Origin of the sequence: Streptomyces sp. NPDC006516 (assembly GCF_040611875.1) — a bacterium.
In the GTDB taxonomy this organism is placed as follows: Bacteria; Actinomycetota; Actinomycetes; order Streptomycetales; family Streptomycetaceae; genus Streptomyces.
In genome coordinates this window covers 1-25751 of sequence record NZ_JBEXPD010000014.1, presented here as the reverse complement: position 1 = coordinate 25751, position 25751 = coordinate 1, and the positions used below count along the sequence as shown (strand labels likewise).

Sequence of the window (25751 nt, the reverse complement as noted above, 5' to 3'; positions counted from 1 at the left end):
GGCGGACTCCTGCACGCTGGTCGAATGAGTGTGTGGCAGCTCGTCGCCGTCGGGGCGCTGATGCTGCTCGGCCTGGTCGGCGTGCTGGTGCCGGGGGTGCCGGGGCAGGCGATCATCTGGGCCGCCGTGCTCTGGTGGGCGCTGACGGACCCGACGCAGGTCGCCTGGGGTGTGCTGATCGGCGCCACGGCTCTGCTGCTGCTGAACCAGGCGCTCAAGGCGCTGATGCCCCCGCGCCGCCCCCACGAGACGGGGGTACCCCGCAAGACCTTGACGGCGGGCGGGCTGGCGGCGATCGCCGGGTTCTTCGTGGTCCCGGTGGTGGGCGGGATCCTGGGGTACGTGGGTGCCGTCTACGGCGCCGAGCGCCTGCGGCTGGGCAGCCGGGCCGCGGGCCGGGCCTCCCTCAGGTCCGTGATGCGGGCGACGGGGTACTCGGTCCTCCTGGAGCTGTTCCTCTGCCTGCTGGCGGTGGGGGCATGGCTGGGAGCGGTCGTCTGGGGCTGAGGCCGGGGGTGCCGGGGCCGCGTCGGCCCCGGCACCCCCGCCCGCTTCCGTCAGCGGGTACGGCCCCGCTTCAGCTCCATGGCCGCCTTGCCCTGCGCGCCCCTGCGCTTCCACTCCCGCAGGGTCTCGCTGCGCAGCCGGGCATCGGTCTTGGCCGCGATGCGGAGGTTCTCCCGGAGCAGCTTGCGGTAGCTGTCCAGGCGCCGCTCCGCCAGCGACCCGTCCTCGATCGCGCCGAGCACCGCGCAGCCGGGCTCGGACTCATGGGCGCAGTCGTGGAAGCGGCACTGCCGGGCCAGGTCCTCGATCTCGGAGAAGACCTGGCCGACGCCGGCCTCCGCGTCCCAGAGCCCGACCCCGCGCAGCCCGGGGGTGTCGATCAGTACGCCTCCGCCCGGCAGCACGAGCAGGTTGCGCGTGGTGGTGGTGTGCCGGCCCTTGCCGTCCACCTCACGCGCCGCCTGTACGTGCATCACGTCCTGGCCGAGCAGGGTGTTGGCCAGGGTGGACTTGCCGGCCCCGGAGGTGCCGAGCAGCACGCTCGTGCCGCCGCCGACGATCGCGCCGAACACGTCGACGCCTTCCCCGGTGGCGGAGCTGACGGGCAGCACCTGGACCCCCGGGGCGATGCGCTCGATGTCCTCCACGAGGTGGGACAGCGTGGTGGGGTCGGGGACGAGGTCGGCCTTGGTGAGCAGCACGAGGGGCTGCGCCTCGTACTCGGTCCGCGTCCCGTCGCCGAGCAGCGCGTCCCCCGCGGTGCTGGACATGGCCAGCGCGAGGAACCGTTCCAGCCGTCCGAGGTCCAGCTCCACGGCGAGCGACACACAGATGACGATGTGGTCGATGTTGGTGGCGAGCACCTGGCCTTCGGAGCGCTGCGACGATGTCGAGCGTACGAAGGCGGTGCGACGGGGCAGGAGCGTGCGGACGAACTGCGGGTCGCCGTCGGGGTCGACGGCCACCCAGTCGCCGGTGCAGACGATCCGCATCGGATCGCGGGGCACGACGAAGGCGGTGTCGGCCCTGAGCGTGCCGCGCGGAGTGACCACGTCGCACTGTCCGCGGTCGACCCGCACCACGCGTCCCGGCAGGAGCCCCTGCTCGGCGTACGGGGTGAAGGCACAGGCCCAGTCGTCGTCCCAGCCGTACGGTGCGAGCGGGTGCGACGGAGAAGTCTGAGAAGTGGAGAAAGACAAGGGAAACCCTTCACAAGGGCGGCCCCGGCAACGCGCGTTCAGGCGCGGGGATCGAAGGTCGAGGTCAGCCGGCGGCCACGGGGGTGGGATCGATGTGCTTCGGGTCGTGGGCAGCGCCCACCGCGACGACAGTCATCAATGTCCTCACCTCCTGGTTCCTCGAACTCCGCACACAGTAGCCGGAGTGCTCCCCGTGACGTCAACAGGTTTTACGGCGGGAGTCCGCGTCCGGCCGTTCGGCACGAGTTGGCGTAAATACTCCACGATCAGGTGATACGCGTGCACAACGTCAGGTCCCGGGCGGTTAGTGTGCCGGACATGACCTCACCCAAATCCCCCACCCTCCCTTATTCACCTGCCCAGTTGGGCACCCAGATCCTGATCGGCTGGAGTGGCGCGAACCCCGAGGGGCGCGAGACGGCGTTCCTCCTCGCCTATTCCCTCGGGGACGGCGCGGACGGCCCGGAGGCCGGGGAGCGGGCCATGCGTACGGCGCTGGAACGCAGCGGGCTGCGGGTGGGCGGCGAGACGCTCGACGCCACGGGGATGCCGAACCTCCCGGTGAAGCTCCTCGTGCAGGCCGGCCAGGCCGTCCTGACACTGCCGCACTTCAAGGCCCAGTACAGCGTGCCGCCGGAGTGGCTTGCCGCGGCGCGGGCGGAGGGCACGGTGCACGGGATGTTCGCCACCCGCCCGTGGCCCGTCGCCGTGCCGGGGCAGCCCGTCGGGGAGGAGCAGCTGCGGGCCTTCGTGGGCGACCCCGCCGTCATCGCGAGCTCGGCGCACTGCCTGCTCCCGGTGCGCAGCCTGGGCTGACCACCGGACACACGGCGATGCCCACCACCCCCCGTGGAGTGGTGGGCATCGCCGTGTGCGCGGTTCGTTCGCCGCGCCGGTGCTCCCCGGCGCCGCGGGGCGTCAGTTGTTGCCGACGCCGTTGCCCGAGAGGACCGGGATGTCGTTCAGGATGTGCGACAGCGGCTCGTCACCCTTGGCCTGGGTGGAGTTGTCGGCGCACTGCTGGTTCTGCGGGTTGGACAGGACGTTGATGTCCTGGACCGCGATCGGGACGAGCCCGATCAGCGAGCCCACGTTGGCCTTCACCGGCAGGGCGATGCAGGGCTTGTTGAGCGAGCCCTGGACGAGGCTGAGCTGCGGGCTCTGGTCGCCCCGGGTCTCGCTGTTGCCGAACTCCGACTCGGCACCGTTGCCGTTGATCGTGGTCGTGCCCTGGTCGTTGCCGATCGCCATCGCCGCGGGGGCCGCGGCAGCGGACAGACCGATCAGGGACACGGCTACGGCGGCGCCGGCCATCATCTTCTTCATCACGCTTCACCTTTCGGAGCGTCCCGTTGTGGAACGTACTGATAACCCCAAACGGAGGGTTCGGTTCCGCTACACCACTCGAACGGGTTGGATCCGGTCCCGGGTCGACGTCTCACCAGGGCCTTTCGTCCGGATCAGGCGGGTCCGGGGGCGGTTCCAGGGCACGCGAGCCCGGCATGGCCGAACGAGAGGGCCTAGCCGTTGCGGTCGTCCGCCCCGGCCGCCGTACGTGCCGCGGGGACGAAGGCTCCGGCACGGCGGGGGGTCACGGCGCCGGACTGCCCGGGGCCGGATGCCGTGTCCCCCGGCTGCCGCGCGGCATCGCGGCGAGCGGCCTCACGCCACTCGGCGAGCAAGCGGTCGTAGATGGGTGTGGAGCTTTCGGGCAACCGGTCACGTCCGGTCGGGTGGCAGCTGTCGTACGGGTCCATGAGGAGGCCCTACCCGGCCGGACCATCGCCGTCGGCCGTGCATGCGTCAACCAGACCAATTTCCGCACTATCGGGCTACCCGACGTGCGGACCGGGGGCGCCGGGGGCGGCTCAGCGGACGCGGACAGACGTGTGGGGCCGGTACGCCCGGGCTCCCGACCGACGGTCGGTCGCCTCGATGACGGACTGGCCCCACAGGTCCTCACGGACTATGACAAGGCGGGGAACTCTGCACCCTGGCCGGGGATGGGCTCAGGGAGGCCGTGGTCGCGCGGTGTCAGTTGTTGCCCGCGCCGTTGCCGGAGAGGATCGGGATGTCGTTCAGGATGTGCGACAGAGCCTCGTCCCCCTTGGCCTGGGTGGAGTTCTCGGTGCACTGCTGGTTCTGCGGCGAGGACAGGACGTTGATGTCCTGGACCGAGACCGGGATGAGGCCGAGGAGCGAGCCCACGTTGGCCTTGGCGGGCAGCGCGATGCACGGCTTGTTGAACGAGCCCTGGATGAGGCCGATCTGCGGGCTCATGTCGCCGTGGGTGCTGCTGTTGCCGTAGTACTGGTCGGAACCGTTGCCGTTGACCGTCGTCGTGCCCTGGTCGTTGCCGATCGCCATGGCCGAGGGGGCCGCGGCGGCGGAAACACCGGCGACGGAGGCGGCGACTGCCGCCGACGCCAGAATCTTCTTCATCATGAACGTGCCCTTCTGGTTAATCTGTTGCCCGCCTGTCCGGAGCATTCTGAACAACTCCGCCCGGAGGGTTTCGGTTGCGCCTCTTCACTCGAACGATTTCTCTTCCCGGCATCACCGATGCGGTATGCGGTACGTGAAATACGTCAGGGAAATGGCGCCTCCCGAGGGGATGACGCACCCGCGACGGGTCAGCCGCCCAGCGGGAGACCGCCCAGGAGCGGGCCGGCGGAGTCCGCGACCTCTGCCACCGCGTCCGCGGACCTGGCGATCGTGCCGTCCTCACGCACCGCGCCCGCCGTACGGCCGGCCGCGTCGACGACAGGGTTCACCACCTGGTCGGGGACCTGCGGGACCGCGGAGGTCAGTTCGTTCATGCCACCGGTGAGACTGATCCGGGGAGCGGTCGGAGTGGTCGCGGCGGAGGCGGGAGCGGCAGCGCCGAGAGCGGCCACCGAACCGGCGACAAGGGCGACTGTCTTCGCGTACTTCACTTCTCGAATCCCTTCGTCGGCGGCGTCCGCCGCCTTTGCACGGGACAACGACCGGACGGCCCACGGGGAAACTGTGCGTCACCGGATTTCCTCGGACCTCGCCCGGCCGGAAGGAACGCGAAAGGACCCTGGAGCAGGACGTGCGCTCCAGGGCCTTTTCATGACGAACCGTCGGCTCGACCGGGAAAACCTCAGTCGTTGATGCAGACGTTGCCGAACGCCGGGTTGAGCAGGCCGATGACGTTGATGGTGTTACCGCAGACGTTCACCGGGATGTGGATCGGAACCTGGACGACGTTGCCCGACAGGACGCCCGGGGAGTGGGCGGCGACGGCTTCGGCGCCGGAGTCCGCCATGGCCGGAGCAGCGCCACCCAGCGCCATGAGGGTTCCTGCGGCGACGGCGGCAGCCTTGGTGTACTTCACTTTGGTCCCTTTCTGCAGCGGAGTCCTGGGCCGACACGACTTTCGTGCCGTGTGAGCGATTCTCTGAAATGCGCTCGCGACTCCGGTGTTGTCATCCGTAACGACTGGGAGGCGCCGACGAAACGCTCTGTGACACGTTTCTCGGAAAACCGCCCGAATGATGCAGGCCCGGGCCGCACGATGGAGGAGTGTCGGCGGCCCGGACCGGTCTTGCAGCCCGGTCAGCTGTTGCCGGCACCGTTGCCGGAGAGCACCGGGATGTCCGACAGGATGTGCGACAGCGGCTCGTCGCCCTTGGCCTGGGTGGAGTTGTCGGTGCACTGCTGGTTCTGCGGGTTCGAGAGGACGTTGACGTCCTGGACCGCGATCGGGATGAGCCCGATGAGGGAGCCGACGTTGGCCTTGACCGGCAGGGCGACGCAGGGCTTGTTCAGCGAACCCTGGACGAGGCTGAGCTGCGGGCTCTGGTCGCCCTTGGTCTCGCTGTTGCCGAACTCCGACTCGGCACCGTTGCCGTTGATCGACGTGGTGCCCGTGTCGTCACCGATCGCCATGGCGCTCGTCGCCGAGAGACCGAGGATGGAGGCGGCGACGGCACCCGTAGCCAGAACCTTCTTGATCACGATTAACCCTTCTCGTACCGATTGCCCCGCGGCGGAGCTCCCTGATCAACTCGGCCTCGGCCGTTTGGTTCCCCTCCGCGGCACCCGTTCACCCGAATGCCGGTACGCGGTACCCCGTTCGCACGAACACGCGTACGTGTCTCTTTCGGGTGGTTACACAATTTCCACGACTCTTCAAGTTTCCCCCGCATCCCTCGCGCCGGTTCGCTCGTTACGGATTCGTCCGCGTCGATGGAATGACTTCCATCAGGGTCACCGCCCACGCGAATTTTCCGGAGAAGGGCATGTAATGCGACAGGTTCTGAATAAAAGCATGATCGTCATGGCGGCGGCCTCGGGCATCCTGTCCGCCGCGGGAGGGTATGCGCACGCCGACTCCTCGGCCGGCGCAGTGGCGGCCAACTCGCCCGGCGTCGGCTCGGGCAACGCCGTACAGGTCCCGGTCCACGTCCCGGTCAACGTCTGTGGCAACACGGTCAACGTCATCGCCCTGCTGAACCCGGCCTTCGGCAACAGCTGCGCCAACGTCAGCTCGCACGACGGCGGGCACGGCAACGGCGGGCACGGAGGGGGCTCGTACGGGGACGACGCCTACGGCGGTGGGCACAGCGGCGGTGGCCACCACGGCGGTAACGGGCACGGTTCGTCCGGTGCCAGTGCCGAGGGTGCGGCCGTCGGTTCGCCGGGCGTCGGGTCCGGCAACGTCGTGCAGGCCCCGGTGGACATCCCCGTGAACGCCTGTGGCAACACGGTGGACGTCGTCGGCCTGCTCAACCCCGCCGGCGGCAACACCTGCGTCAACGACAGCGGTTACGACCACGAGCAGCCGCCGGTCGAGCCGCCCACCGAGGAGCCCCCCACCGTCGAGCCGCCCACCGAGGAGCCCCCCACCTCGAAGCCTCCGGTCGAGCCGCCCACCTCCAAGCCCCCGGTGGACGAGCCCCCGGCCTCCACCCCCGGCCCCAACACACCCGGCCCTCAGCTGGCCCAGACCGGTGCCGGTGACATCGGCCTGGCCGCCGGTGCGAGCGCGGGACTGCTCCTCGGCGGCGCGGTGCTCATGCGCCGCACCCGCGGAGCCCGTAACTAGCCGAACCGGCTGTTGGACCCGGGGGCGCGCAGGCGGACCATCCGGCAGCCCCGGCCGTGGTGAGGACGCCGAAGAAGGCGGACAGCGTCCGGTGATCCCGCTCCACGCGACGGCGCCCGCCCGGAGATTCCGGGCGGGCGCCGTCGCGTGTCCTGCGGGTGGGCGGGGCCTACGGGTAGAAGTGCGTGAGTGACTCGGCGACGCAGGCCGGCTTCTCGGAGCCCTCGAGTTCGAAGGTGAAGCCCCGCGTCATCTGTACGCCGCCGCGCGCGACCTCGTTCACCCCGGTGACCCTCGCGTGCAGGCGGACCCGGCTGCCGACGGGGACGGGTGCCGGGTAGCGGACCCGGTTGACGCCGTAGTTGAGCGCCCGCCCCACGCCGCTCACCTGGAGCAGTTCGGCGAACATCGGGATACCCCAGCTCAGCACCATGTAGCCGTGGGCGATGGTGCGCCCGTACGGTCCGGCGGCGGCGCGCTCGACGTCGGTGTGGATCCACTGGTGGTCGCCCGAGACGTACGCGTAGGCGTCGATCAGCTCCTGGGTGACCTCCTTCCACTCCGAGCGCCCGAGGTCGCGTCCGCCGAGGGCGAGGATCTCCGGGATGCCGTGCGCGGCGAGCGCCATGGCGGTACTCCGTTCTGCGTGTACGGCGGTCAGGCGGTCACGGGCGCGGTGCGCGGCGCGGCGACCGGCTCTGCGGACTGCTCGTCGTGGTTGGGGCGCTTGAGCAGGAGGAGCATGCAGCCCAGGGTCAGCGCCACCTGGAAGACGGCGTAGGCGATGACCGCGGTGATGGAGCCGGTCCGGTTCAGCAGGAACTGGCCGATGATCGGGGTCGTACCGCCGAGCAGGGTGCCGCAGAGCTGGTAGCAGAGCGAGATGCCGGTGTAGCGCAGATGGGCCGGGAAGCGGCTGGCGAGCATGCCGGCGAGGGCCGCGTAGTAGAGGCAGTGCGGGATGGTGGCGACGGCGACGCCGAACATCGCGAGGCCGTAGTTCTCGGTGCTGATGAGGACGAACATGACCGGCATCAGGACCAGTTCCGGCACCAGCATCACGATCACCGCGCGGGACCAGCTCTTCATGCGAGTGGCGATGAGGGCACCGAAGGGCTGGACGATGATCTGGGTGATGTTGGCGACGAGGATGATCGTCAGGAACGAGCTGCGGTCGAAGTCCAGGGACGTGGTGGCCCAGGACAGCGCGAACGTCGACTTGAAGTAGGTGGCGGACAGCCCGATGGTGCAGGCGCCGATGCCGAGGACGATCAGCATGGGGTGGCTGCGCAGAACCTCGGTCAGCGGGAGCTTGACGACTTCCTTCTTCTCGATGAGCTTGGCCATGGCCGGGGACTCGGCGACCTTCAGCCGGACCAGCAGACCGACCATGACGAGCGCGGCGGACGCGAGGAACGGCACGCGCCAGCCCCAGGAGACGAAGGCGTCGTCGGGCAGCTGGCTGATGGCCAGGAAGCTCACGGTGGAGAGGGTGTTGCCGACGGGCGAGCCCTGCTGGGCGAACGCCGCGTACAGGACGGACTTGCCCTTGGGCGCGTGCTCGGAGGCGATGAGCACGGAGCCGCCCCACTCACCGCCGAGGCCGATGCCCTGGATCATGCGGATGCAGACAAGCAGGATGGGGGCGGCGATGCCGATGGAGGCGTAGCCGGGCAGCAGACCGATGGCGGTGGTCGAGATGCCCATCATCAGCAGGGTGATGACGAGGGTCTTCTTGCGGCCGAGCCGGTCGCCGTAGTGGCCGAAGATGATGCCGCCGAGGGGGCGGGCGAGGAAGCCGACCCAGAAGGTGGCGAAGGCGACCAGGGTGCCTATCGGGCCCTCGAGCTCGGGGAAGAACACCTTGTCGAAGACGAGCGCCGCCGCGGTCCCGTAGATGTAGAAGTCGAACCACTCGATGGTGGAGCCGATGAAGGCTCCGAATCCTGCGCGGTTGGCGGCTTTCGTTCGCTCGCGTGCGTTTGCGGTGGTCGCACTCATGGTGGCTCCCGTGGAACTTCGTTGAACAAGCGGATGGGGACACGCCGAACCCGGCGTCGCCCGAGACGCCTTGGGTCGCGTGGTGGAACTGGGGACGGAGAGGAACGTGACGGTCAGGCGGGGATGCGTTCGAAGACCGCGGCGAGGCCCTGGCCGCCGCCGATGCACATGGTCTCCAGGCCGTAGCGCGCCTCGCTGCGGTGCATCTCGCGGCTGAGGGTGGCGAGGATGCGGGCACCGGTGGCACCCACCGGGTGGCCGAGCGAGACGCCGGATCCGTTGATGTTGATCCGCTGCTCGTGGTCCTTCTCACCGAGGCCGAGCTCCCGGGTGCAGGCCAGGACCTGGGCGGCGAAGGCCTCGTTGATCTCGATCAGGTCGAGGTCGGCGAGGGTGAGTCCGGCGCGGCCGAGGGTCGCGTGGGTGGCCGGGACGGGGCCGATGCCCATCGTCGCGGCGGGGACACCCGCGCGGGCGAAGGAGACGAGCCGGACGAGCGGGGTGAGCCCGAGCCGTTCGGCGGTGGCGGCGCTGGTGACCAGGCAGGCGGCCGCAGCGTCGTTCTGGCCGCTGGCGTTGCCGGCGGTGACGGTGGCCTCGGGGTCGGCCTTGGCCATGATGGGGCGCAGCGCGGCGAGTTGCTCGGCGGTGGTGTCGGGGCGGGGGTGCTCGTCGGCGGTGACGACGGTTTCACCCTTGCGCGTGCGCACGGTGACGGGGACGGTCTCGGCGTCGTAGCGGCCCTCCCGCACGGCGCGGGCGGCGCGGGCCTGGGAGCGCAGGGCGAGGGCGTCCTGGTCGGCGCGGCTGATGGAGTAGGCACGGCGCAGGTTCTCCGCGGTCTCGATCATGCCGCCGGGGACGGGGTGGTGGACGCCGCCCGCGGTGACCCGGCCCCTGGCCAGCGAGTCGTGGAGCTGGAGGCCGGGGCCCTTGATGCCCCAGCGCCCGTCGTGCGTGTAGTAGGGGGCGGCGCTCATGACGTCGACGCCGCCGGCGACGACGACCTCGCTGAATCCGGCGCGGATCTGCATCGCCGCGTCGAGAACGGCCTGCAGACCGGAGCCGCAGCGACGGTCGGTCTGGACACCGGTGACGGTGTCGGGGAGTCCCGCGTCCAGTGCGGCGACCCGGCCGATGGCGGGGGCCTCGGACGTGGGGTAGGCGTGCCCGAGGATCACCTCGTCCACCCGGTCGGGGTCGATGCCCGTGCGGGCGACGACCTCGGCGATGACGCGTGCGGCGAGCGCGGCCGGGGTCTGCTGGGCGAACGCGCCGCCGAAACGCCCGATGGGTGTGCGCAGCGGCTCGCAGATGACGACATCGGTCTGGTCGGGCACGGCAGAACACCTTTCGGCGGATTCGGGTGTGTGGGGCGACCTTCGCACTGGACCACTGAGTCGGTCCAATATCGAGTTCCCCCACCATCAAGACGCGCTGCGTCTCAATCGGACGGCTAGGGGGTGGGCAGCGCTTCCTCGGCGACCGCGAGCACCGCGCGCAGTGCCGCCGAGGGATTGTCCGTCCGCCAGGCCAGAGCCGCCTGGCGCAGGATGGGCGGCCCGGCGAGGGAGCGGTAGACCAGCCCGTTCTGCTGGATGTGCCGTACGGAGGAGACGGTGAGCGTGACCCCGACGCCCGCGGCGACGAGGGCCAGGATCGTGTACGAGTCGGGGGCCTCCTGCACCACGCGCGGGTTGAATCCGGTGGCCTCGCAGGCCTGCACCATCGCGTCGCGCACCGTCGATCCGGCGTTCGCGGGGAAGGAGACGAAGGGCTCGTCGGCGAGGACGCCGATGGGGATGCTCTCCAGACGGGCGAGCCGGTGGTCGGAGGGCAGTGCGCACAGCAGCTCCTCCTCGTCGATCACCCGGTAGGCCACCCCGGGCTGGGTGACGGGCAGCCGGACGAACCCGAGGTCGAGGGAGCCGTCGGCGACGCGGGAGAGGGCGACGTTCGCGTACGTCTGCCCCTTCATCGCCAGCTCGATCCCGGGGTGGGCGGCGCGCACGGCCCGGGTCAGCAGGGGCAGCGTCTCGTGGCTGGAGGCGCCCGCGAATCCGATGGTGACCCTGCCGTACTCCCCGCGCCCGGCGGCCTTGGCGGCCCGTACCGCCGTGTCGAGGTCGTCCAGCACGGTCCGTACGGGTTCGAGGAACGACTCCCCCGCACTCGTCAGCCGCACCGAGCGGGTGTTGCGCTCGAAGAGCTGGACGCCGAGCTCCTTCTCCAGCTGGCGGATCTGCTGGCTGAGCGGGGGCTGGGCCATCTGCAGCCGCTTGGCGGCACGGCCGAAGTGCAGTTCCTCGGCGACGGCGGTGAACGCCGTCAGATGACGCAGTTCCATCGAGGACTTCCATTCATTAACTGACAGTCTTGATCCGACCTTAATTTGGTATTGGACAGCAATCAATGGCCGCTGACACGGTGAGGGCGACCAGCACGCACTCGCCGAGGAGCACCGTGGAGCGGACGGATACGGCCGACGGGCCCAGCAAAGTCATGTCGATGAGGGAGGCCGTGGCCGCCTTCGTGCACGACGGGGCGACCGTCGCCATCGAGGGCTTCACCCACCTCGTCCCCACCGCCGCCGGGCACGAGATCATCCGCCAGGGCCGCAAGGACCTCACCGTCGTACGGATGACGGCCGACATCGTGGTGGACCAGATGATCGCCGCGGGCTGTGTCTCACGGCTGGTCTCCTCCTTCGTGGGCAACTCCTCCGCGGGTTCGCTCGGTGAGCTGCGACGCAGGATCGAGCGCGCCGACCCGGCGCCGCTGGCGTTCGAGGAGTACAGCCACTACGGGATGGTCTGCCGCTACCTGGCCGGCTCCCAGCGGCTGCCGTTCTACCCGCTGCGCAGCTACGGCGGCAGCGACCTCCCGGGCGTCAACGGCGACCTGCGCAAGGTGACCTCGCCCTACCCGGGGCCGGACGGCGAGCCGGAGCAGATCTACGTCGTGCCGCCGGTGAACCCGGAGGTGACGATCATCCACGCCCAGCGGGCGGACCGCCGGGGCAACACCCAGATCTGGGGACTGACCGGTATCCAGGCCGAGGCGGTCTACGCGGCGGAGAAGGCGATCGTCGTCGTCGAGGAGGTCGTGGAGGACGAGGTGGTCCGCTCGGACCCCAACCGCACGCTCGTCCCGTCCCACGCGGTGGACGCCGTCGTGGTCTGTCCGCGCGGCGCGCACCCCTCCTTCGCCCAGGGCTACTACGACCGCGACAACGCCTTCTACCGGGCCTGGTCGCACATCAGCAAGGACCCCGAACGGCTGCGGGAGTGGCTGGCCGAGTGGGTGTACGGGACGGCCGACCACGCCGAGTACGTCGACAAGCTGGGCGAGGACTTCTGGGCGGGACTCGCGGTGGGCGAAGCGCTCAGCGAGCCCGTGAACTACGGGCGGCGGCTGTGAACGCGCCGCAGGAGAGGGAACGGGACATGACCACCACCGCACCGGAGACCGTCACCTCCTCGGAGACCGTCACCTCGTCGGAGCTGCTCTCCGTCGTCGCCAGCCGGGAACTGGCCTCCCGGCGCACGGTGTTCGCCGGCATCGGACTGCCCACGCTCGCGACCGAACTGGCCCATCTGACGGTCGCCCCGCAGATCGAGGTCGTCTACGAGTCCGGGGTCTGCGGTGCCCACCCCTCGCACCTCCCGGAGACCATCGCCGACGCCGTGCTCATCTCCGGCGCGGAGGCGGTGCTCTCGATGCCCGCGCTGTTCGGCTGCGTGCTCCAGGGCGGCCACATCGACGTGGGCTTCCTCGGCGCGGCGCAGATCGACCGGTGGGGCAACCTCAACACCTCCGTCATCGGCGACTGGGAGAACCCCACGGTCCGGCTACCCGGTTCGGGGGGTGCCGTCGAGGTGATGGCCAACTCCCGTGAGGTCTTCGTGGTGATGCGGCGGCACAATCCTCGCTCCTTCACCGCTGAGCTGGATTTCTGCACCACCCCTGGTCCGGACCGCGCGCTCGCCGAGGGCATCCGGCCGCTGGGTGCGGGAGTCACCCGGGTCATCACCGAACTGGGCATTCTGGCCCGCGCGGGGATCGGCGAGGAGCTCCGCCTCGTCGCCGTGCACCCCGGCGTGACGGTGGACCAGGTGCGGGAGGCCACCGGCTGGGACCTCCAGGTCGCCGGCTCCGTCGAGACCGTGCCTCCACCGACCGAGGCCGAGCTGCGCCTCCTGCGCGAGGACGTGGACCCCGGCCGCGTCTACCTCCGCTGACCCCCGCACGCGGCGCCGTACCGCGCCACCTTCCGCCATCGACCGCGGCTACCGTCGCTGACATCGACCGCACCTGCCGAGAGGACGTAACCGCCATGCGTATCAGGATCGTCGGCGCCGGAGCCATGGGCCGAGGGATCGCCCAGTGGGCGGCGACCGCCGGACACACCGTCGAGCTCTGCGACGTACGGACCGAGGCGGTGACGGCGGCCGTGGACTTCGTGCGCTCCATGCTGGAACGCGCCGTCCAGAAGGGCCGGATGTCCGCCGACGACTCCGCCGCCGCCCTGGAGCGGCTGGTCCCGCTGGACGACCCGTGGACCGGGGGCCCGGACGTGGAACTGGTCGTGGAGGCCGTGCGTGAGGACCTGGACACCAAGGCCGAGGTGTTCGGGAAGCTGGAGCAGGCGCTGCCGGAGTCCACGGTCTTCGCGACCAACACCTCGTCCCTGTCGGTGACCCGGATCGCCGCCTCGCTCCGGGACCCTGGGCGGCTCGCGGGGCTGCACTTCTTCAACCCCGTGCCGTTGATGAAGATCGTCGAGGTCGTGCCGGGCGCGGCCACCCGCCCCGAGATCCCGCCGGCCCTCACGGCGCTGGTCGAGAGCTGCGGCCACCGTGCGGTGACCGTCGCCGACACCCCCGGGTTCCTGGTCAACCACGCGGGGCGGGGACTGGTGACGGAGGCCCTTGCACTGCTGGAGGAGTCGGTCGCCGACCCGGCCGGGATCGACCGGATCGCCCGGGACGTGCTGGGACTCCGCATGGGTCCGTTCGAGCTGATGGACCTCACGGGGCTCGACGTCACGGCGGCGGTGATCGACTCCATCTGGGAGGGCTTCCGCCACGAGGACCGGCTGCGCCCTTCCTTCCTCACCCCGAACCGGGTGACGGCGGGCCTGCACGGCCGCAAGACCGGGCAGGGCTGGTTCGCGTACGGCTCCGAGGCGCCGGCCCCGGCTCCGGAGCCGCCGGTGACGGGTGACCCTGACCGGCCGGTGTTCGTCGTGGCCGGCGAGGGGGCCGAGGAGTTGCGGAACGCGCTGGACGCGGCCGGAGCGACGGTCGAGAGCGGCACCGGCCCTTCCGGCGACGCCCTGGTCCTCGTGCCGGTGTGGGGCACCACGGTCGCCGCGGCGGTCGCCTCCCTCGGGCTGCCCGCAGCGCGCACCTTCGGCGTGGACCCGCTGCCGGCCGCCGGCCGCCGCAGGGTGCTCGCGGTGACCCCTGCGGCCGGTCCGGCGGCCGCGCGGGACGCCCGCGCGGTTCTGGCGCGCGGGGCCGGCGGGGCGGAGCCCTACGCCGTGTCGGTGGTGCGGGACACCGCAGGTTCGGTGGCGCAGCGGCTCCTGGCCTCGGTGGTCTCCGTCGCCGCCTCGATCGCGGAGCGCTCGCTCGCCACCCCCGCGGACATCGACCTGGCCGTGACGACCGGCCTCGGTTACCCGGCCGGGCCGCTGGCCTGGGGCGACCGGATCGGCGCCGCGCGGCTGCTGGACCTCCAGCGGGCTCTGCACGCCTCGACCGGCGATCCGCGCCACCGTCCGAGCCGCTGGCTCACCGAGCGGGCCCAGCTCGGGCTGCCGCTGACGGAGCCGGGCACCTCACCGGCTGACTGCGCGTAAGGGAGCCGGCGGGGGCGAAGCCGTCGCGGCCCGTGCCCGCTTCGGCCCCTGCCCGCTTCGGCTCGTGTCCGGCGCGGCCCTGTCTGTCGCGGCCCGTGTCCGTTTCTTACAAGACGCGCTCACGGGCCCGGCCTACGGTCGTCCCATGACTCCACGACTCGACGCGATCTCCGTCACCACCGCCGATCTGGCCGCGTCCCTGGCCTTCTACCGCAGGCTCGGGCTCGACATCCCCGAGGGCGCCGAATCGGCGCCCCATGTGGAGGTGGCTCTCCCGGGCGGGCAGCGCCTGCTCTGGGACACCGAGGATGTCGTCCGCTCCTTCGACCCGGGCTGGGCCGGTTCCAGGGGCGGCGAGCGCGTCGGGCTCGCCTTCCTCTGTGACAGCCCGGAGGAGGTGGACGCCGTGTACGCGGATCTGACCGCCGCGGGGTACGAGGGGCATCTGAAGCCCTGGGACGCGGTCTGGGGACAGCGCTACGCGGTCGTCCTGGACCCGGACGGCAGCGCCGTCTCGCTGTTCGCCGCCGGGACCTCGTAGCCCGTGGCGGCGAGGTAGCCGCCGAGCGTGGTTCCGGCCAGGTCGCGCATCTCCCGGGCCAGATGCGCCTGATCGGTGCACCCGGCGGCATACGCCGCCTCGGCGTACGGCCTGCCCGCGCGTACGAGGGCGAGCGCGTGCTGCAGTCTCAGGACCCTGGCCAGCGTCTTCGGACCGTAGCCGAACGCGGCCAGTGAGCGGCGGTGCAGCTGGCGGGCTCCGAGTCCGACGGCGCGGGCGGTCGCGGCGACCGACCGCCCCTGGCGCAGCTGTGAGGCGACTGCCGCCATGAGTGGATCGGGAGGCCCGGTGCGGGCCGCGCGGCGCAGCGCGATGCCCTCCAGCGCGGCGGCCGGATCGCCGGCCGCGCCGACCCGCTCGGTGAGCTCCCGGACCTCGGTGCCCGGCCAGAGCGCGTCGAGCGCGACCCGGCGGTCACGCAGCTCGTGCGCGGGGACACCGAGGAGGGCGGGCGCGCTGCCGGGGGCGAAGCGGATGCCCGCGCAGCCGCCGTCGGACGGGCCGGGTCCGAAAGCGTGGGTGTCGGGACCGGCCACCATCAGCCTGCCACCCAGCCAGAGAAGGTCCATGCAGCCGTCGGGGAGCACGAGCCGCGCCGGATCGCGCGGTCCGGACCAGGTCCACAGGGTCGCGCCGTCCAGGCGAGCCGCCCACTCCGTATAGCCGTGTCCCATGCTCACCACGCTACGCGCCGCCCGGATCCCGCCCGCGCGGGTCCGGGCGGCATGGCCGCGCCCCAGGTGAATCAGTCCTCCGCGGAGCCGCCCGGGCCGACGCCCCGCCCCGCCGCCGAGGCGAAGCCGAGCCAGGTGTGCCGGTTACCGGCCCAGCACCAGCCGACCTTGGGGGCGTCGCGCCGCTCCCGGCCGTCCCGGCCGGTGCCGTTGCTGATCCAGAGGGCGGGGGTACGGGCGTCCAGAGCGTCCTCCGCCGTGCCGGTCGCCTTGCCCGTCGCCTTACGCAGCCGTGAACCGATGGTCATGAAGCAGTGGTTGCGCTCCAGGACGTCGGGCTGCTGGAGGACCCAGGTGATGCCCTCGGTGAGCAGCAAAGGGGTGCGGCCCTGCCCGGTGAGAGCGGGCAGGGCCTCGTTCGGGCTCCAGTTGGCCATCTCGTCCCCGCGGTCGAGTCCGGTGACGAGGTAGAGCGGCGTGCCGGGCAGCGCGACGGTGTCGAGGGGGGCGAACAGGTCGACGTCGGGCATGTCCGTGACGACGAAGCCCGGCTTGTCGTTGCGGCGCAGCAACGGCGCGAGGGCGGACGCGGGTGCTCGGTCCGGGTGGACCGCGAGCAGCGTTCCCTCGTCGGCGCCGGCGTCGGCGGACTCGGCGAAGGTGCGCAGCTCGGCGGCGGACAGACCCGCGATCTCGTGCACCCCGAGTTCGATCAGGCGCTCGGCCTGCGCGCGCGGTGCCGGGAGTGCGGGACGGACGGTGGAGGTTTCGGGCACGATGCTCCCAGGGACGACGTCGTGGACGGGCTCGGGACCAAACGAGGCGCGTGCGCGGAACGTTCCCGTCCGGCCGCTCCTCCCGGCTGCCTGCAGGCGCGGCGCGGACCGGCTTGGGATCACGGGCCGCAAGGAGCCCCGAGTCTCCGGGCCCCAGCTGTCGGCCGGGCCGCAGGCCGGCGGTCAGGCCCCAGCCGTCGGCCGGGCGGTCAGCGCCTCCGAAATCCTCAGCCGCCCGCCTGGCTCCCGCGGTCCGTGCCGGAGCGGTGGCTCCGGTCCTCCTTCGCTTCCCGGGCGCCGTGCAGACGGGACTTCACGTCGTCCGGAGGCAGGAAGCGCGACCAGCGCTCGGGGAATTCGGAGGGCATGGAGACGTCCTCCTCCTCGTCCTCGTCGGCATAGGCGTCCCAGTTCGCCGCCTGGGTGCGGGCCACGAGCTCGGCGGCCTGCGCCGCCTTGAGCCGGTCGCTGGCCGCGCGGGCCGCCGCCGTGGCCAGCGAGGGCCACACGTGGTCGATCGCGGCGTTCACGGCGGCTCCGACCAGGACGGCGAAGGCGGAGATGCCTATCCAGAGCAGGACGGCGATGGGCGCCGCCAGCGACCCGTAGATGGTCGGCCCCTCGACCGTGCTCGTGAGGTAGATCCGCAGCAGGAAGCTGCCCAGCACCCACATCCCGAGCGCCACGAGCGCCCCGGGCACGTCCTCTATCCACGGCGAACGGACGGGTACGGACACGTGGTAGAGCGTCGTCAGGAAGGCGATGGACAGGACGATGACCAGCGGCCAGTAGAGGACGGCCAGCACCTCGGTGCCCCAGGGGACGAGCTCCACCACCCGGTCGGGGCCGACCACCAGCAGCGGCAGCACCACCGCGCCCAGGAGCAGCGCCACCACGTACAGCAGGAAGGCGAGCAGCCGTGTCTTGACGATGCCGCGGTGACCGTCGAGGCCGTACATCACGGTGATGGTGTCGATGAAGACGTTCACCGCGCGTGAGCCCGACCAGAGCGCGATCGCGAAGCCGATGGAGATGACGTCAGGGCGCGCACCGGTCGTGACGTCGGCTATGAGCGGTTTGGCGATGTCGTTGACACCCCGCTCGGACAGCACCGTCTGGACCGCCCCGAGGATGTTGCGCTCGATCGACGCGACCGTGGTGGTGGCCGTCCAGTCGTCGACGTATCCGAGCAGCCCGATCAGACCGAGCAGCAGCGGCGGCAGGGACAGCAGCGTGAAGAACGCCGCCTCGGCGGCGAGGCCCAGGATGCGGTACTCGATGCACGAATTGACCGTGTCCTTGAGCAAATGCCATGCCATCTGCCGCTTCGACACGTTGCGGTAGAGGACTCGAGCCCGGTGGAGCCGACCCGGTGGCCGCTCGGGTGTTTCGTTTGCTGCCTGCACCTCCTTACCGTATCGGCATGGCAGCTAGCACCCACACAGTGACCAATCAGGTTCCGCCGCTGGTCGGCTATGACGTCTTCACGGCCGATCTCGCCCTGACGGAGGCCGTCCAGCGGCACCTCGCGCCCGCGGTCCTCGACGAGGCCCGGGGGGAACTCGGCACGCTGGGCCTCTCCGCCGGCTCCGCCCAGGCCCAGGAATGGGGTGCGCAGGCGAACGAGAACCCCCCGAAGCTGCGGACGCACGACCGGTACGGGCACCGGATCGACGAGGTGGACTTCCATCCGTCCTGGCACCGGCTGCTGGGCCACGCGGTGACGGCGGGGCTCACGGACGCCTGGGGCAGGGAGGGCGGCCATGTCCGGCGCGCGGCCGGGTTCCTGGTCTGGACGCAGGCCGAGGCGGGCCACGGATGCCCGCTGTCCATGACCCACGCGGCGGTCCCGGCGCTGCGCACCGACCCGGCACTGGCCGCCGAGTGGGAACCGCTGCTGACCTCGCACGTGTACGAGGAAGGACTGCGGGTCCCGGCGCAGAAGGCCGGTGCGCTCTTCGGGATGGGTATGACGGAGAAGCAGGGCGGCACCGACGTGCGGTCCAACACCACCCTGGCCGAACCGCTGGCGGCGGACGGGGAGTACCTGCTCACCGGCCACAAGTGGTTCTGCTCGGCTCCCATGTCCGACGGCTTCCTGGTGCTGGCCCAGGCACCGGGCGGCCTGAGCTGCTTCCTGGTCCCGCGGGTCCTGCCCGACGGCGCGCGCAACGTGTTCGCGATCCAGCGCCTCAAGGACAAGCTGGGCAACAGGTCCAACGCCTCCGGCGAGGTCGAGTTCGACGGCACGTGGGCCCGCCGGGTCGGTGAGGAGGGGCGCGGGGTGCGCACCATCATCGAGATGGTGGCGGCGACCCGGCTGGACTGCGTGGTGGGTTCGGCGGCCCTGATGCGGCAGGCGGTGGCCCAGGCGATCCATCACAGCGCCTACCGCAGCGCGTTCGGTGGACTGCTGATCGAGAAGCCGCTGATGCGCAACGTCCTGGCCGACCTGGCCCTGGAGTCGGAGGCGGCGACGACGCTCGCGCTGCGGCTGGCCGCGGCGTACGACGCGGACACGGAGGAGGAACGGGCCTTCCTGCGGATCGCGGTGCCGGCGGCCAAGTACTGGGTGACGAAGCGGTGCACGGCGGTGGTCGGCGAGGCCCTGGAGTGCCTCGGCGGCAATGGTTACGTCGAGGAGTCCGGGATGCCCCGGCTGCTGCGCGAGGCGCCGCTCAACTCGATCTGGGAGGGATCGGGCAACGTACAGGCGCTCGACGTACTGCGGGCGTTGCAGCGCGAGCCGGGGGCGCTCAACGCCTTCCTCACCGAGGTCGGCAAGGCGCGCGGCGCCGACCACCGGCTCGACGCGGCGATCAAGGACCTGCTGACCGAGCTGGCGGATCTGGAGGCCGTCGAGGCGCGGGCGCGGCGTCTGGTGGAGCGGATGGCGCTCGTCCTGCAAGGTTCTCTGCTGCTGCGCTGGGCGCCGCCGGAGGTCGCGGACGCGTTCTGCGCGTCCCGGCTGGGCGGGGACTGGGGCTCGGCCTTCGGGACGCTGCCGCACAGTCTGGATCTGGCCACGATCGTGGAGCGTGCGCGGGCGCGGGAGCGTTAGGACGTACGGCCGTGGCCCGGGGGCGCTGGCGCGCGGGCGCTGCGCGCCGGGGCCAAACGACGGGGGGTGATGCTGCGCCGACACGGCACCACCCCCCACGCTTGTGCACCGCCGCACGGCGGGTCGAGGACTCCCCGCACGGCGTGCCGCAGACTCTCGTACGATCTGCGGCCTGTCGCCAGAGTTGCAAAGGGTTGCAACCATTGTGTGGACTGCGGGGTGACGGCACCCTTGGCACGGCAGGATGGGTCCTGGGGTCCGGTTTCCGTCTTCCGGACCGGGCCCAGGCCTTGTTGGGGGGGACCTCGTCATGAAGACACGCCCTGCCGCACCTTCGCGGCCGGAGTACACCCCGCGTCCCGCGGTGAGTGAGCGCCTGGTCCACCGCGCGCGGGAGGCCCGGCTGGCAGGCCGGCGCACGGAGGACGCGCCGCGCGCGGAGATCGGCGCGTCCTGGGACCGGGTGCTGCGCAGCGGCATCGATCCGGAGCAGTCGCCGGAGACCACTCTGCTGGGGGCGGCGGAGATCGAGCACCGGCGGGGCAGCACGGCGCTCGGCGAGGTCATGCCGCTGCTGCGGGACGGGCTCGCCGGCATCGCGGACGCGGCGCAGCAGATCCTGGTGGTCACGGACCCGGAGGGCAGGGTCCTGTGGAGGCAGGGGCACGCGGCCGTGCTGCGCCGGGCCAAGGACATCTGTCTGGAGGAGGGAGCGGCCTGGGCGGAGTCGGCCACGGGGACGAACGCCATCGGTACGGCGCTCGCCGCCCGCGTCCCCGTCCAGGTCCACTCCGCCGAGCACTTCATACGCGCCCTGCACGGCTGGACCTGCGCGGCGGCGCCGCTGCGGGACCCGCGGGACGGCCGGCTGATCGGTGTCGTCGACATCAGCGGGCCGGCTTCCACCTTCCATCCCGCGACCCTCGCCCTGGTCGGCTCGGTGACGGCGCTGGCGGAGAGCGAGCTGCGCAACCGCCACCTGCAGGCGACGGACCGCCTGCGGTCCGTCGCCGCCCCGATTCTATGCAGGCTGCCCGGCCGCGCCGTGGTGGTGGACACGCACGGCTGGCCGGCCGCCGTCAGCCGTATGCCGCCCATGGACCGGCTGCCGCTGCCGAAGTCGATGCGGCCGGGCAGGGTGTGGCTGGCCTCGCTGGGGATGTGCCGGGTGGAGCCCCTGCCGGGAGGCTGGCTGATACAGGTCGAGGAGGGGGAGCACGAGGGGCCGCCGCGCAGGGTGGTGCTCGATCTCAGTCGCGAGCAGGGGCTCGCGGTGCATGTCGCTGGGCCGGTGGGCACCTGGACGCACCGGCTCTCACCCCGGCACGCGGAGCTGCTGTACGCGCTGGCCCTGCACAGGGAGGGGCGCACGGCGGCCGAGCTGGCCCAGGACGTCTTCGGCGACGCGTCGAGGACGGTGACGGTGCGGGCCGAGGTGTCGCGGATCCGGCGGCATCTGGCCGAGGTGCTGGCACACCGTCCGTACCGCTTCGGTGACGACGTCGAGGTGGAAGTGGTCCACCCGGACGTGCCTGCCGACCTGCTCCCCCGCTCGACGGCGCCGGTGGTGCTCGGGGCCCGTGCGTCGGCGGGGGTGACCTGATGACCTTGGAGTGCGACCCGAGCGCTTTTGGACGGGACCTGATCATTTTTGGGCTGGGAGCCCGTGACGTGGTTGTCTGACCGCCATGAGCAACGCCACGCACCCCGCCGCCCCCCTCTCCGACGTGACCGTCTGGTATCTGGAGCAGACCTCGCCCGAGGATCTGCGGCCGGCGGCGGTCCCCGAGGGCCAGGTGACGGTGGTGCGGTCTCAGACGGCGCTGCCCGAGTTCAGCCGCTTCCTCTACACGGCGGTGGGCGGCGACGTCCGGTGGACCGACCGGCTGGGTCTGACGTACGCGCAGTGGCAGGAGCTCCTGGAACGGCCGGGGACGGAGACCTGGGTGGCGTACGAGAACGGGACGCCCGCCGGCTTCATCGAGCTCGAGCCCCAGGAGGAGGGCACGGTCGAGATCGCCTACTTCGGCCTGATTCCCGCCTTCCGAGGACGCCGGATAGGCGGGCACCTGCTGTCCTACGGGGTGGCGCGGGCCTGGGACCTCGCCGAGCGCCACCCGGAGCGGACGCCCACGAAGCGGGTGTGGCTGCACACCTGCTCCGACGACGGCCCGCACGCGATGGCCAACTACCAGCGGCGGGGCTTCCGGCTGTACGACACGAAGACCGAGCGGGTGCCCGCTGTCGCCAACCCCGGCCCGTGGCCGGGGGCGCACGCCTGACCGGCCCGTTCGACGCCCGCCGCGCCGGTTCATGCACCGGCGCTCCGGTCCGCCCGCACGCCGGTCCCACGCCGGTGCACTGGTCCCCCGCACGCCGGTTCTCACGCCGGTCCGAACACCGGATGCACGCCACTCAGGTCGCTTTGTCGACAGATCGGCGTGACAGACACCACACCGTCTCGCATTTCGGGACCATCTCGTCCACATGATGGATCGTGGTGGACTGCTCCGAGATCGGCGTGACACGCTTCCGTCATGTCTGGAACTGGAATTGCCTTGGTGAGTCGGCGGCACGTCGACCTCGGCCGCATGTCCAGCGCCATCTGTCCGGTCCGCTGAGAGCTTCCAGCACCGCGATCCACCGTATTCGCTCCATCCCCTGCGCACCGCCGCGCCTCACGCGAGTGTGCAGTTCAGAGCCGCCCTCCTGCAGTCCCGAAGGACGTATATCCATGGCCGCCATCCCCGAGAAGCCTGCTACCGCCACGCCCCGCCGCAAGGCGGGACGTCACCGTGGTGAAGGTCAGTGGGCCATGGGTCACTTCACCCCGCTGAACGGGAACGAGCAGTTCAAGAAGGATGACGACAGTCTCAACGTGCGGACACGCATTGAGACGATCTACTCCAAGCGCGGATTCGACTCCATCGACCCCAACGACCTGCGCGGGCGTATGCGCTGGTGGGGCCTCTACACCCAGCGCCGCCCCGGGATCGACGGCGGCAAGACCGCCGTGCTGGAGCCGGAGGAGCTGGACGACCGCTACTTCATGTTGCGCGTACGCATCGACGGCGGGCAGCTGACCACCGCTCAGCTGCGCGTCATCGGCGAGATCTCCGAGGAGTACGCGCGCGGCACGGCCGACATCACCGACCGGCAGAACGTCCAGCTGCACTGGATCCGCATCGAGGACGTCCCGGCGATCTGGGAGAAGCTGGAGGCGGTCGGCCTCTCGACCACCGAGGCGTGCGGCGACTGCCCCCGTGTGATCATCGGTTCGCCCGTGGCGGGCATCGCCGCCGACGAGATCATCGACGGCACCCCCGCGGTGGACGAGATCCACGAGCGCTACATCGGCAGCAAGGAATTCTCCAACCTGCCCCGCAAGTTCAAGACCGCGATCTCGGGTTCGCCGGTCCAGGACGTGGTGCACGAGATCAACGACATCGCGTTCGTGGGCGTCGACCACCCCGAGCACGGCCCCGGCTTCGACCTGTGGGTCGGCGGCGGGCTCTCCACCAACCCGCGGTTCGCCGAGCGGCTCGGCGCCTGGGTGCCGCTGGACGAGGTGCCCGACGTCTGGGCCGGTGTCGTCGGGATCTTCCGTGACTACGGTTACCGCCGGCTGCGCACCCGCGCCCGTCTGAAGTTCCTGATGGCCGACTGGGGTCCGGAGAAGTTCCGTCAGATCCTGGAGGACGAGTACCTCAAGCGTCCGATGCTGGACGGCCCGCCTCCCGCGCAGCCCTCCTCCCGCTGGCGCGACCACATCGGTGTGCACGCGCAGCAGGACGGCCGCTTCTACGTCGGCTTCGCCCCGCGCGTCGGCCGTGTGGACGGCTCCACCCTGTCCAAGATCGCCGACCTCGCCGAGGCGCACGGCTCGGGCCGGGTGCGCACCACCGTCGAGCAGAAGATGATCGTCCTCGACGTCGAGCAGGACCAGGTCGCTTCCCTGACCGCCGGTCTGGAGGCACTGGACTTCCAGGTGAACGCCTCCCCGTTCCGGCGCGGCACCATGGCCTGCACCGGTATCGAGTTCTGCAAGCTGGCGATCGTCGAGACGAAGGCGCGCGGCGCCGCGCTCATCGACGAACTGGAGCGCCGCCTGCCGGACTTCGAGGAGCCGCTCTCCATCAACATCAACGGCTGCCCCAACGCCTGTGCCCGCATCCAGACCGCGGACATCGGCCTCAAGGGCCAGCTGATGCTGGACGCCGACGGCAACCAGGTCGAGGGCTATCAGGTGCACCTCGGTGGCGCGCTCGGGCTCGAGGCCGGTTTCGGCCGCAAGGTCCGTGGCCTGAAGGTCACCTCCGCCGAACTGCCGGACTACGTCGAGCGGGTGCTCGGCAAGTTCCAGGAGGAGCGTGAGGAAGGCGAGCGCTTCGCGACCTGGGCGGCCCGCGCCAGTGCGGAGTCGCTGTCATGAGCGAACGAGCGGCTCCGTTCTACTGCCCCTACTGCGGCGACGAGGACCTGCGCCCGCACGAGGCAGGACACGGCGCCTGGGAATGTGCTTCCTGCAACCGCGCGTTCCAGCTGAAGTTCCTCGGCCTGCTGGCCCAGGGACTCCAGCGCGACGACGTCGAAGGGGACACGACATGACGGACACGCTGCAAGCTGCCGAGCTCACCGACGAAGCACTGAGGGAACTGGCGGAGCGGGCCGGGCGCGAGCTGGAGGACGCCTCCGCGACCGACATCCTGAAGTGGGCCGCCGACACCTTCGGCAAGCGCTTCTGCGTCACCTCCTCGATGGAGGACGCGGTGGTCGCCCATCTGGCCTCCCGGGTCTTCCCCGGTGTGGACGTGGTGTTCCTGGACACCGGGTACCACTTCGAGGAGACCATCGGCACCCGGGACGCGGTGGACGCCGTGATGGACGTCAACCTCATCACGCTGACCCCGCGTCAGTCGGTGGCCGAGCAGGACGCCGAGTACGGCCCGAAGCTCCACGACCGCGACCCCGACCTGTGCTGCGCGCTGCGCAAGGTCAAGCCGCTGGAAGAGGGCCTGACCGCGTACGCCGCCTGGGCGACCGGACTGCGCCGCGACGAGTCCCCCACGCGGGCCAACACCCCGGTCGTGGGCTGGGACGCGAAGCGCCGCAAGGTCAAGATCTCGCCGATCGCCCGCTGGACCCAGGACGACGTGGACGCGTACGTCGCGGAACACGGCGTGCTGACCAACCCGCTGCTGATGGACGGTTACGCCTCCGTCGGCTGCGCGCCCTGCACCCGGCGGGTGCTGGAGGGCGAGGACGCCAGGGCCGGCCGCTGGGCCGGGCGTGGGAAGACCGAATGCGGGCTGCACGGCTGATGACGACTGATCAGGAGATATCGATGAGCGTGACGGAGACGGGAGCCACCGTCTGGCTCACCGGTCTGCCGAGCGCCGGCAAGACCACCATCGCGTACGAACTGGCGGGCCGGCTGCGCGGGGACGGGCACCGGGTCGAGGTTCTGGACGGTGACGAGATCCGGGAGTTCCTCTCCGCGGGCCTCGGCTTCTCCCGCGAGGACCGGCACACCAACGTCCAGCGGATCGGCTTCGTCGCCGAACTGCTGGCCGCCAACGGCGTGAAGGCCCTCGTCCCGGTCATCGCGCCGTACGCCGACAGCCGCGACGCGGTCCGCAAGCGTCACCAGCAGGAAGGCACCGCGTATCTGGAGGTGCATGTCGCGACCCCGGTCGAGGTGTGCTCCGAGCGCGATGTGAAGGGGCTGTACGCCAAGCAGGCAGCGGGCGAGCTCAGCGGTCTCACCGGGGTCGACGACCCGTACGAGGCACCCGAGTCGCCGGATCTGCGGATCGAGTCGCACCAGCAGACCGTGCAGGAGTCCGCAGCGGCGCTTCACGCGCTGCTCACCGAGAGGGGCCTGGCGTGAGCACTGTCGCCACCGTGCCGGAAGGCACCGTCAACCCGTACGCGCTGAGCCATCTGGACTCGTTGGAGTCGGAGGCGGTGCACATCTTCCGTGAGGTGGCGGGTGAGTTCGAGCGGCCGGTGATCCTGTTCTCCGGCGGCA

At 71.1% G+C, this 25751-nt stretch carries 29 protein-coding genes and 1 pseudogene; 16 read left to right on the top strand and 14 right to left on the bottom strand.

From position 1 onward, the window contains the following. The first annotated feature begins 24 nt into the window (after positions 1-24). Positions 25-507 carry a DUF456 domain-containing protein gene (locus ABZY45_RS29115; RefSeq protein WP_356744617.1) on the top strand — a complete coding sequence of 161 codons (483 nt, stop codon included), beginning with the start codon at positions 25-27 and terminating at the stop codon, positions 505-507. Positions 508-557: 50 nt separating this feature from the next. Here the strand turns inward: ABZY45_RS29115 and rsgA are convergent, their stop codons facing one another. Beyond that, positions 558-1706, bottom strand: coding sequence for a ribosome small subunit-dependent GTPase A (gene rsgA / locus ABZY45_RS29110; protein ID WP_356744615.1), 1149 nt, complete (start codon positions 1704-1706; stop codon positions 558-560). 318 nt (positions 1707-2024) lie between these two features. Between rsgA and ABZY45_RS29105 the strand changes: the two genes are divergently transcribed. Beyond that, positions 2025-2522 carry a DUF5949 family protein gene (locus tag ABZY45_RS29105; protein ID WP_356744613.1) on the top strand — a complete coding sequence of 166 codons (498 nt, stop codon included), beginning with the start codon at positions 2025-2027 and terminating at the stop codon, positions 2520-2522. Positions 2523-2624: 102 nt separating this feature from the next. Here the strand turns inward: ABZY45_RS29105 and ABZY45_RS29100 are convergent, their stop codons facing one another. The 6 genes from ABZY45_RS29100 to ABZY45_RS29075 form a co-directional block, all read right to left on the bottom strand. Continuing rightward, positions 2625-3032: a rodlin gene (locus ABZY45_RS29100; protein WP_356744611.1), complete on the bottom strand. Its 408-nt coding sequence runs from the start codon at positions 3030-3032 to the stop codon at positions 2625-2627. 194 nt (positions 3033-3226) lie between these two features. Beyond that, entirely contained in the window at positions 3227-3463 is a 237-nt protein-coding gene (locus ABZY45_RS29095) for a hypothetical protein (RefSeq protein WP_356744609.1), read from the bottom strand. 277 nt (positions 3464-3740) lie between these two features. Beyond that, a complete protein-coding gene (locus tag ABZY45_RS29090; RefSeq protein ID WP_145812626.1) occupies positions 3741-4151 on the bottom strand; it encodes a rodlin in 411 nt (136 codons plus the stop codon). A gap of 188 nt (positions 4152-4339) precedes the next feature. Continuing rightward, positions 4340-4642 (bottom strand): hypothetical protein, encoded by a 303-nt coding sequence (locus tag ABZY45_RS29085; RefSeq protein ID WP_356744607.1) that lies wholly within the window; start codon positions 4640-4642, stop codon positions 4340-4342. Between the two features lie 191 nt (positions 4643-4833). Beyond that, positions 4834-5025, bottom strand: coding sequence for a chaplin (locus tag ABZY45_RS29080; protein WP_356744895.1), 192 nt, complete (start codon positions 5023-5025; stop codon positions 4834-4836). 263 nt (positions 5026-5288) lie between these two features. After that, positions 5289-5690, bottom strand: coding sequence for a rodlin (locus tag ABZY45_RS29075; protein WP_356744605.1), 402 nt, complete (start codon positions 5688-5690; stop codon positions 5289-5291). Positions 5691-5979: 289 nt separating this feature from the next. Here ABZY45_RS29075 and ABZY45_RS29070 point away from each other — a divergent pair, with 289 nt between their 5' ends. Next, positions 5980-6780, top strand: a complete 801-nt coding sequence (locus ABZY45_RS29070) for a chaplin (protein ID WP_356744603.1) — start codon at positions 5980-5982, stop codon at positions 6778-6780. 169 nt (positions 6781-6949) lie between these two features. On the opposite strand, the gene ABZY45_RS29065 is transcribed toward ABZY45_RS29070, so the two are convergent. The 4 genes from ABZY45_RS29065 to ABZY45_RS29050 form a co-directional block, all read right to left on the bottom strand. Next, positions 6950-7408 carry a MaoC family dehydratase gene (locus ABZY45_RS29065; RefSeq protein ID WP_356744601.1) on the bottom strand — a complete coding sequence of 153 codons (459 nt, stop codon included), beginning with the start codon at positions 7406-7408 and terminating at the stop codon, positions 6950-6952. Positions 7409-7437: 29 nt separating this feature from the next. Then, complete coding sequence (locus ABZY45_RS29060; protein ID WP_356744599.1) at positions 7438-8781, bottom strand: MFS transporter; 1344 nt, start codon at positions 8779-8781, stop codon at positions 7438-7440. 113 nt (positions 8782-8894) lie between these two features. Further along, entirely contained in the window at positions 8895-10121 is a 1227-nt protein-coding gene (locus ABZY45_RS29055; RefSeq protein WP_356744597.1) for an acetyl-CoA C-acetyltransferase, read from the bottom strand. Between the two features lie 116 nt (positions 10122-10237). Next, entirely contained in the window at positions 10238-11128 is an 891-nt protein-coding gene (locus ABZY45_RS29050) for a LysR family transcriptional regulator (protein WP_356744595.1), read from the bottom strand. A gap of 155 nt (positions 11129-11283) precedes the next feature. On the opposite strand from ABZY45_RS29050, the gene ABZY45_RS29045 reads away from it, so the two are divergent. From ABZY45_RS29045 to ABZY45_RS29030, 4 genes are all read left to right on the top strand, one after another. Then, positions 11284-12201: a CoA-transferase gene (locus ABZY45_RS29045; RefSeq protein ID WP_356744893.1), complete on the top strand. Its 918-nt coding sequence runs from the start codon at positions 11284-11286 to the stop codon at positions 12199-12201. Between the two features lie 26 nt (positions 12202-12227). Further along, entirely contained in the window at positions 12228-13022 is a 795-nt protein-coding gene (locus ABZY45_RS29040) for a CoA-transferase (protein ID WP_356744593.1), read from the top strand. Between the two features lie 95 nt (positions 13023-13117). Beyond that, the gene (locus ABZY45_RS29035; RefSeq protein WP_356744591.1) at positions 13118-14647 is read left to right on the top strand and encodes a 3-hydroxyacyl-CoA dehydrogenase; all 1530 of its coding nucleotides are present in this window, start codon (positions 13118-13120) and stop codon (positions 14645-14647) included. A gap of 145 nt (positions 14648-14792) precedes the next feature. Continuing rightward, positions 14793-15188 (top strand): VOC family protein, encoded by a 396-nt coding sequence (locus ABZY45_RS29030; protein WP_356744589.1) that lies wholly within the window; start codon positions 14793-14795, stop codon positions 15186-15188. Here the strand turns inward: ABZY45_RS29030 and ABZY45_RS29025 are convergent. From ABZY45_RS29025 to ABZY45_RS29015, 3 genes are all read right to left on the bottom strand, one after another. Continuing rightward, on the bottom strand, positions 15125-15883 hold the full coding sequence (locus ABZY45_RS29025; RefSeq protein WP_356744587.1) for an AraC family transcriptional regulator: 759 nt from the start codon (positions 15881-15883) through the stop codon (positions 15125-15127). The two genes, ABZY45_RS29030 and ABZY45_RS29025, sit on opposite strands and share 64 nt — an antisense overlap. Positions 15884-15954: 71 nt before the next feature. Next, positions 15955-16659, bottom strand: coding sequence for a DUF5701 family protein (locus ABZY45_RS29020; protein ID WP_356744585.1), 705 nt, complete (start codon positions 16657-16659; stop codon positions 15955-15957). 227 nt (positions 16660-16886) lie between these two features. Continuing rightward, positions 16887-18065, bottom strand: a complete 1179-nt coding sequence (locus tag ABZY45_RS29015; protein WP_356744583.1) for a YihY/virulence factor BrkB family protein — start codon at positions 18063-18065, stop codon at positions 16887-16889. A 17-nt stretch (positions 18066-18082) separates the two neighbouring features. On the opposite strand from ABZY45_RS29015, the gene ABZY45_RS29010 reads away from it, so the two are divergent. The 9 genes and pseudogenes from ABZY45_RS29010 to ABZY45_RS28970 form a co-directional block, all read left to right on the top strand. Then, the gene (locus tag ABZY45_RS29010) at positions 18083-19720 is read left to right on the top strand and encodes an acyl-CoA dehydrogenase family protein (RefSeq protein ID WP_356744581.1); all 1638 of its coding nucleotides are present in this window, start codon (positions 18083-18085) and stop codon (positions 19718-19720) included. 310 nt (positions 19721-20030) lie between these two features. Beyond that, positions 20031-21323, top strand: a complete 1293-nt coding sequence (locus ABZY45_RS29005; RefSeq protein ID WP_356744579.1) for a GAF domain-containing protein — start codon at positions 20031-20033, stop codon at positions 21321-21323. 85 nt (positions 21324-21408) lie between these two features. Beyond that, positions 21409-22002 carry a GNAT family N-acetyltransferase gene (locus ABZY45_RS29000; protein ID WP_356744577.1) on the top strand — a complete coding sequence of 198 codons (594 nt, stop codon included), beginning with the start codon at positions 21409-21411 and terminating at the stop codon, positions 22000-22002. Positions 22003-22257: 255 nt separating this feature from the next. Then, on the top strand, positions 22258-22341 hold the full coding sequence (locus ABZY45_RS28995) for a putative leader peptide (protein ID WP_349817346.1): 84 nt from the start codon (positions 22258-22260) through the stop codon (positions 22339-22341). A gap of 113 nt (positions 22342-22454) precedes the next feature. Continuing rightward, on the top strand, positions 22455-24152 hold the full coding sequence (locus tag ABZY45_RS28990; protein ID WP_356744575.1) for a nitrite/sulfite reductase: 1698 nt from the start codon (positions 22455-22457) through the stop codon (positions 24150-24152). Continuing rightward, positions 24149-24328 carry a hypothetical protein gene (locus ABZY45_RS28985; RefSeq protein ID WP_073748467.1) on the top strand — a complete coding sequence of 60 codons (180 nt, stop codon included), beginning with the start codon at positions 24149-24151 and terminating at the stop codon, positions 24326-24328. The genes ABZY45_RS28990 and ABZY45_RS28985 overlap by 4 nt, the downstream gene beginning before the upstream one ends. Further along, the gene (locus tag ABZY45_RS28980; protein ID WP_356744572.1) at positions 24325-25041 is read left to right on the top strand and encodes a phosphoadenylyl-sulfate reductase; all 717 of its coding nucleotides are present in this window, start codon (positions 24325-24327) and stop codon (positions 25039-25041) included. Before ABZY45_RS28985 ends, ABZY45_RS28980 begins: the two co-directional genes overlap by 4 nt. After that, positions 25041-25610, top strand: a complete 570-nt coding sequence (gene cysC, locus ABZY45_RS28975; RefSeq protein WP_356744570.1) for an adenylyl-sulfate kinase — start codon at positions 25041-25043, stop codon at positions 25608-25610. Before ABZY45_RS28980 ends, cysC begins: the two co-directional genes overlap by 1 nt. Then, positions 25607-25751, top strand: a pseudogene (locus ABZY45_RS28970) (sulfate adenylyltransferase small subunit); the annotation flags it as partial. The gene cysC and the pseudogene ABZY45_RS28970, both read left to right, overlap by 4 nt.

Excerpts from the sequence above, each read along its gene's own strand:
- ABZY45_RS29115 (WP_356744617.1), top strand. The coding sequence starts at position 25 with ATGAGTGTGTGGCAGCTCGTCGCCGTCGGGGCGCTGATGCTGCTCGGC.
- ABZY45_RS29105 (WP_356744613.1), top strand. The coding sequence starts at position 2,025 with ATGACCTCACCCAAATCCCCCACCCTCCCTTATTCACCTGCCCAGTTG.
- ABZY45_RS29100 (WP_356744611.1), bottom strand. The coding sequence starts at position 3,032 with ATGAAGAAGATGATGGCCGGCGCCGCCGTAGCCGTGTCCCTGATCGGT.
- ABZY45_RS29095 (WP_356744609.1), bottom strand. The coding sequence starts at position 3,463 with ATGGACCCGTACGACAGCTGCCACCCGACCGGACGTGACCGGTTGCCC.
- ABZY45_RS29090 (WP_145812626.1), bottom strand. The coding sequence starts at position 4,151 with ATGATGAAGAAGATTCTGGCGTCGGCGGCAGTCGCCGCCTCCGTCGCC.
- ABZY45_RS29080 (WP_356744895.1), bottom strand. The coding sequence starts at position 5,025 with ATGGCGCTGGGTGGCGCTGCTCCGGCCATGGCGGACTCCGGCGCCGAA.
- ABZY45_RS29070 (WP_356744603.1), top strand. The coding sequence starts at position 5,980 with ATGCGACAGGTTCTGAATAAAAGCATGATCGTCATGGCGGCGGCCTCG.
- ABZY45_RS29065 (WP_356744601.1), bottom strand. The coding sequence starts at position 7,408 with ATGGCGCTCGCCGCGCACGGCATCCCGGAGATCCTCGCCCTCGGCGGA.
- ABZY45_RS29060 (WP_356744599.1), bottom strand. The coding sequence starts at position 8,781 with ATGAGTGCGACCACCGCAAACGCACGCGAGCGAACGAAAGCCGCCAAC.
- ABZY45_RS29050 (WP_356744595.1), bottom strand. The coding sequence starts at position 11,128 with ATGGAACTGCGTCATCTGACGGCGTTCACCGCCGTCGCCGAGGAACTG.
- ABZY45_RS29045 (WP_356744893.1), top strand. The coding sequence starts at position 11,284 with ATGTCGATGAGGGAGGCCGTGGCCGCCTTCGTGCACGACGGGGCGACC.
- ABZY45_RS29040 (WP_356744593.1), top strand. The coding sequence starts at position 12,228 with ATGACCACCACCGCACCGGAGACCGTCACCTCCTCGGAGACCGTCACC.
- ABZY45_RS29035 (WP_356744591.1), top strand. The coding sequence starts at position 13,118 with ATGCGTATCAGGATCGTCGGCGCCGGAGCCATGGGCCGAGGGATCGCC.
- ABZY45_RS29030 (WP_356744589.1), top strand. The coding sequence starts at position 14,793 with ATGACTCCACGACTCGACGCGATCTCCGTCACCACCGCCGATCTGGCC.
- ABZY45_RS29025 (WP_356744587.1), bottom strand. The coding sequence starts at position 15,883 with ATGGGACACGGCTATACGGAGTGGGCGGCTCGCCTGGACGGCGCGACC.
- ABZY45_RS29010 (WP_356744581.1), top strand. The coding sequence starts at position 18,083 with ATGGCAGCTAGCACCCACACAGTGACCAATCAGGTTCCGCCGCTGGTC.
- ABZY45_RS29005 (WP_356744579.1), top strand. The coding sequence starts at position 20,031 with ATGAAGACACGCCCTGCCGCACCTTCGCGGCCGGAGTACACCCCGCGT.
- ABZY45_RS29000 (WP_356744577.1), top strand. The coding sequence starts at position 21,409 with ATGAGCAACGCCACGCACCCCGCCGCCCCCCTCTCCGACGTGACCGTC.
- ABZY45_RS28995 (WP_349817346.1), top strand. The coding sequence starts at position 22,258 with ATGTCTGGAACTGGAATTGCCTTGGTGAGTCGGCGGCACGTCGACCTC.
- ABZY45_RS28990 (WP_356744575.1), top strand. The coding sequence starts at position 22,455 with ATGGCCGCCATCCCCGAGAAGCCTGCTACCGCCACGCCCCGCCGCAAG.
- ABZY45_RS28985 (WP_073748467.1), top strand. The coding sequence starts at position 24,149 with ATGAGCGAACGAGCGGCTCCGTTCTACTGCCCCTACTGCGGCGACGAG.
- ABZY45_RS28980 (WP_356744572.1), top strand. The coding sequence starts at position 24,325 with ATGACGGACACGCTGCAAGCTGCCGAGCTCACCGACGAAGCACTGAGG.
- cysC (WP_356744570.1), top strand. The coding sequence starts at position 25,041 with ATGACGACTGATCAGGAGATATCGATGAGCGTGACGGAGACGGGAGCC.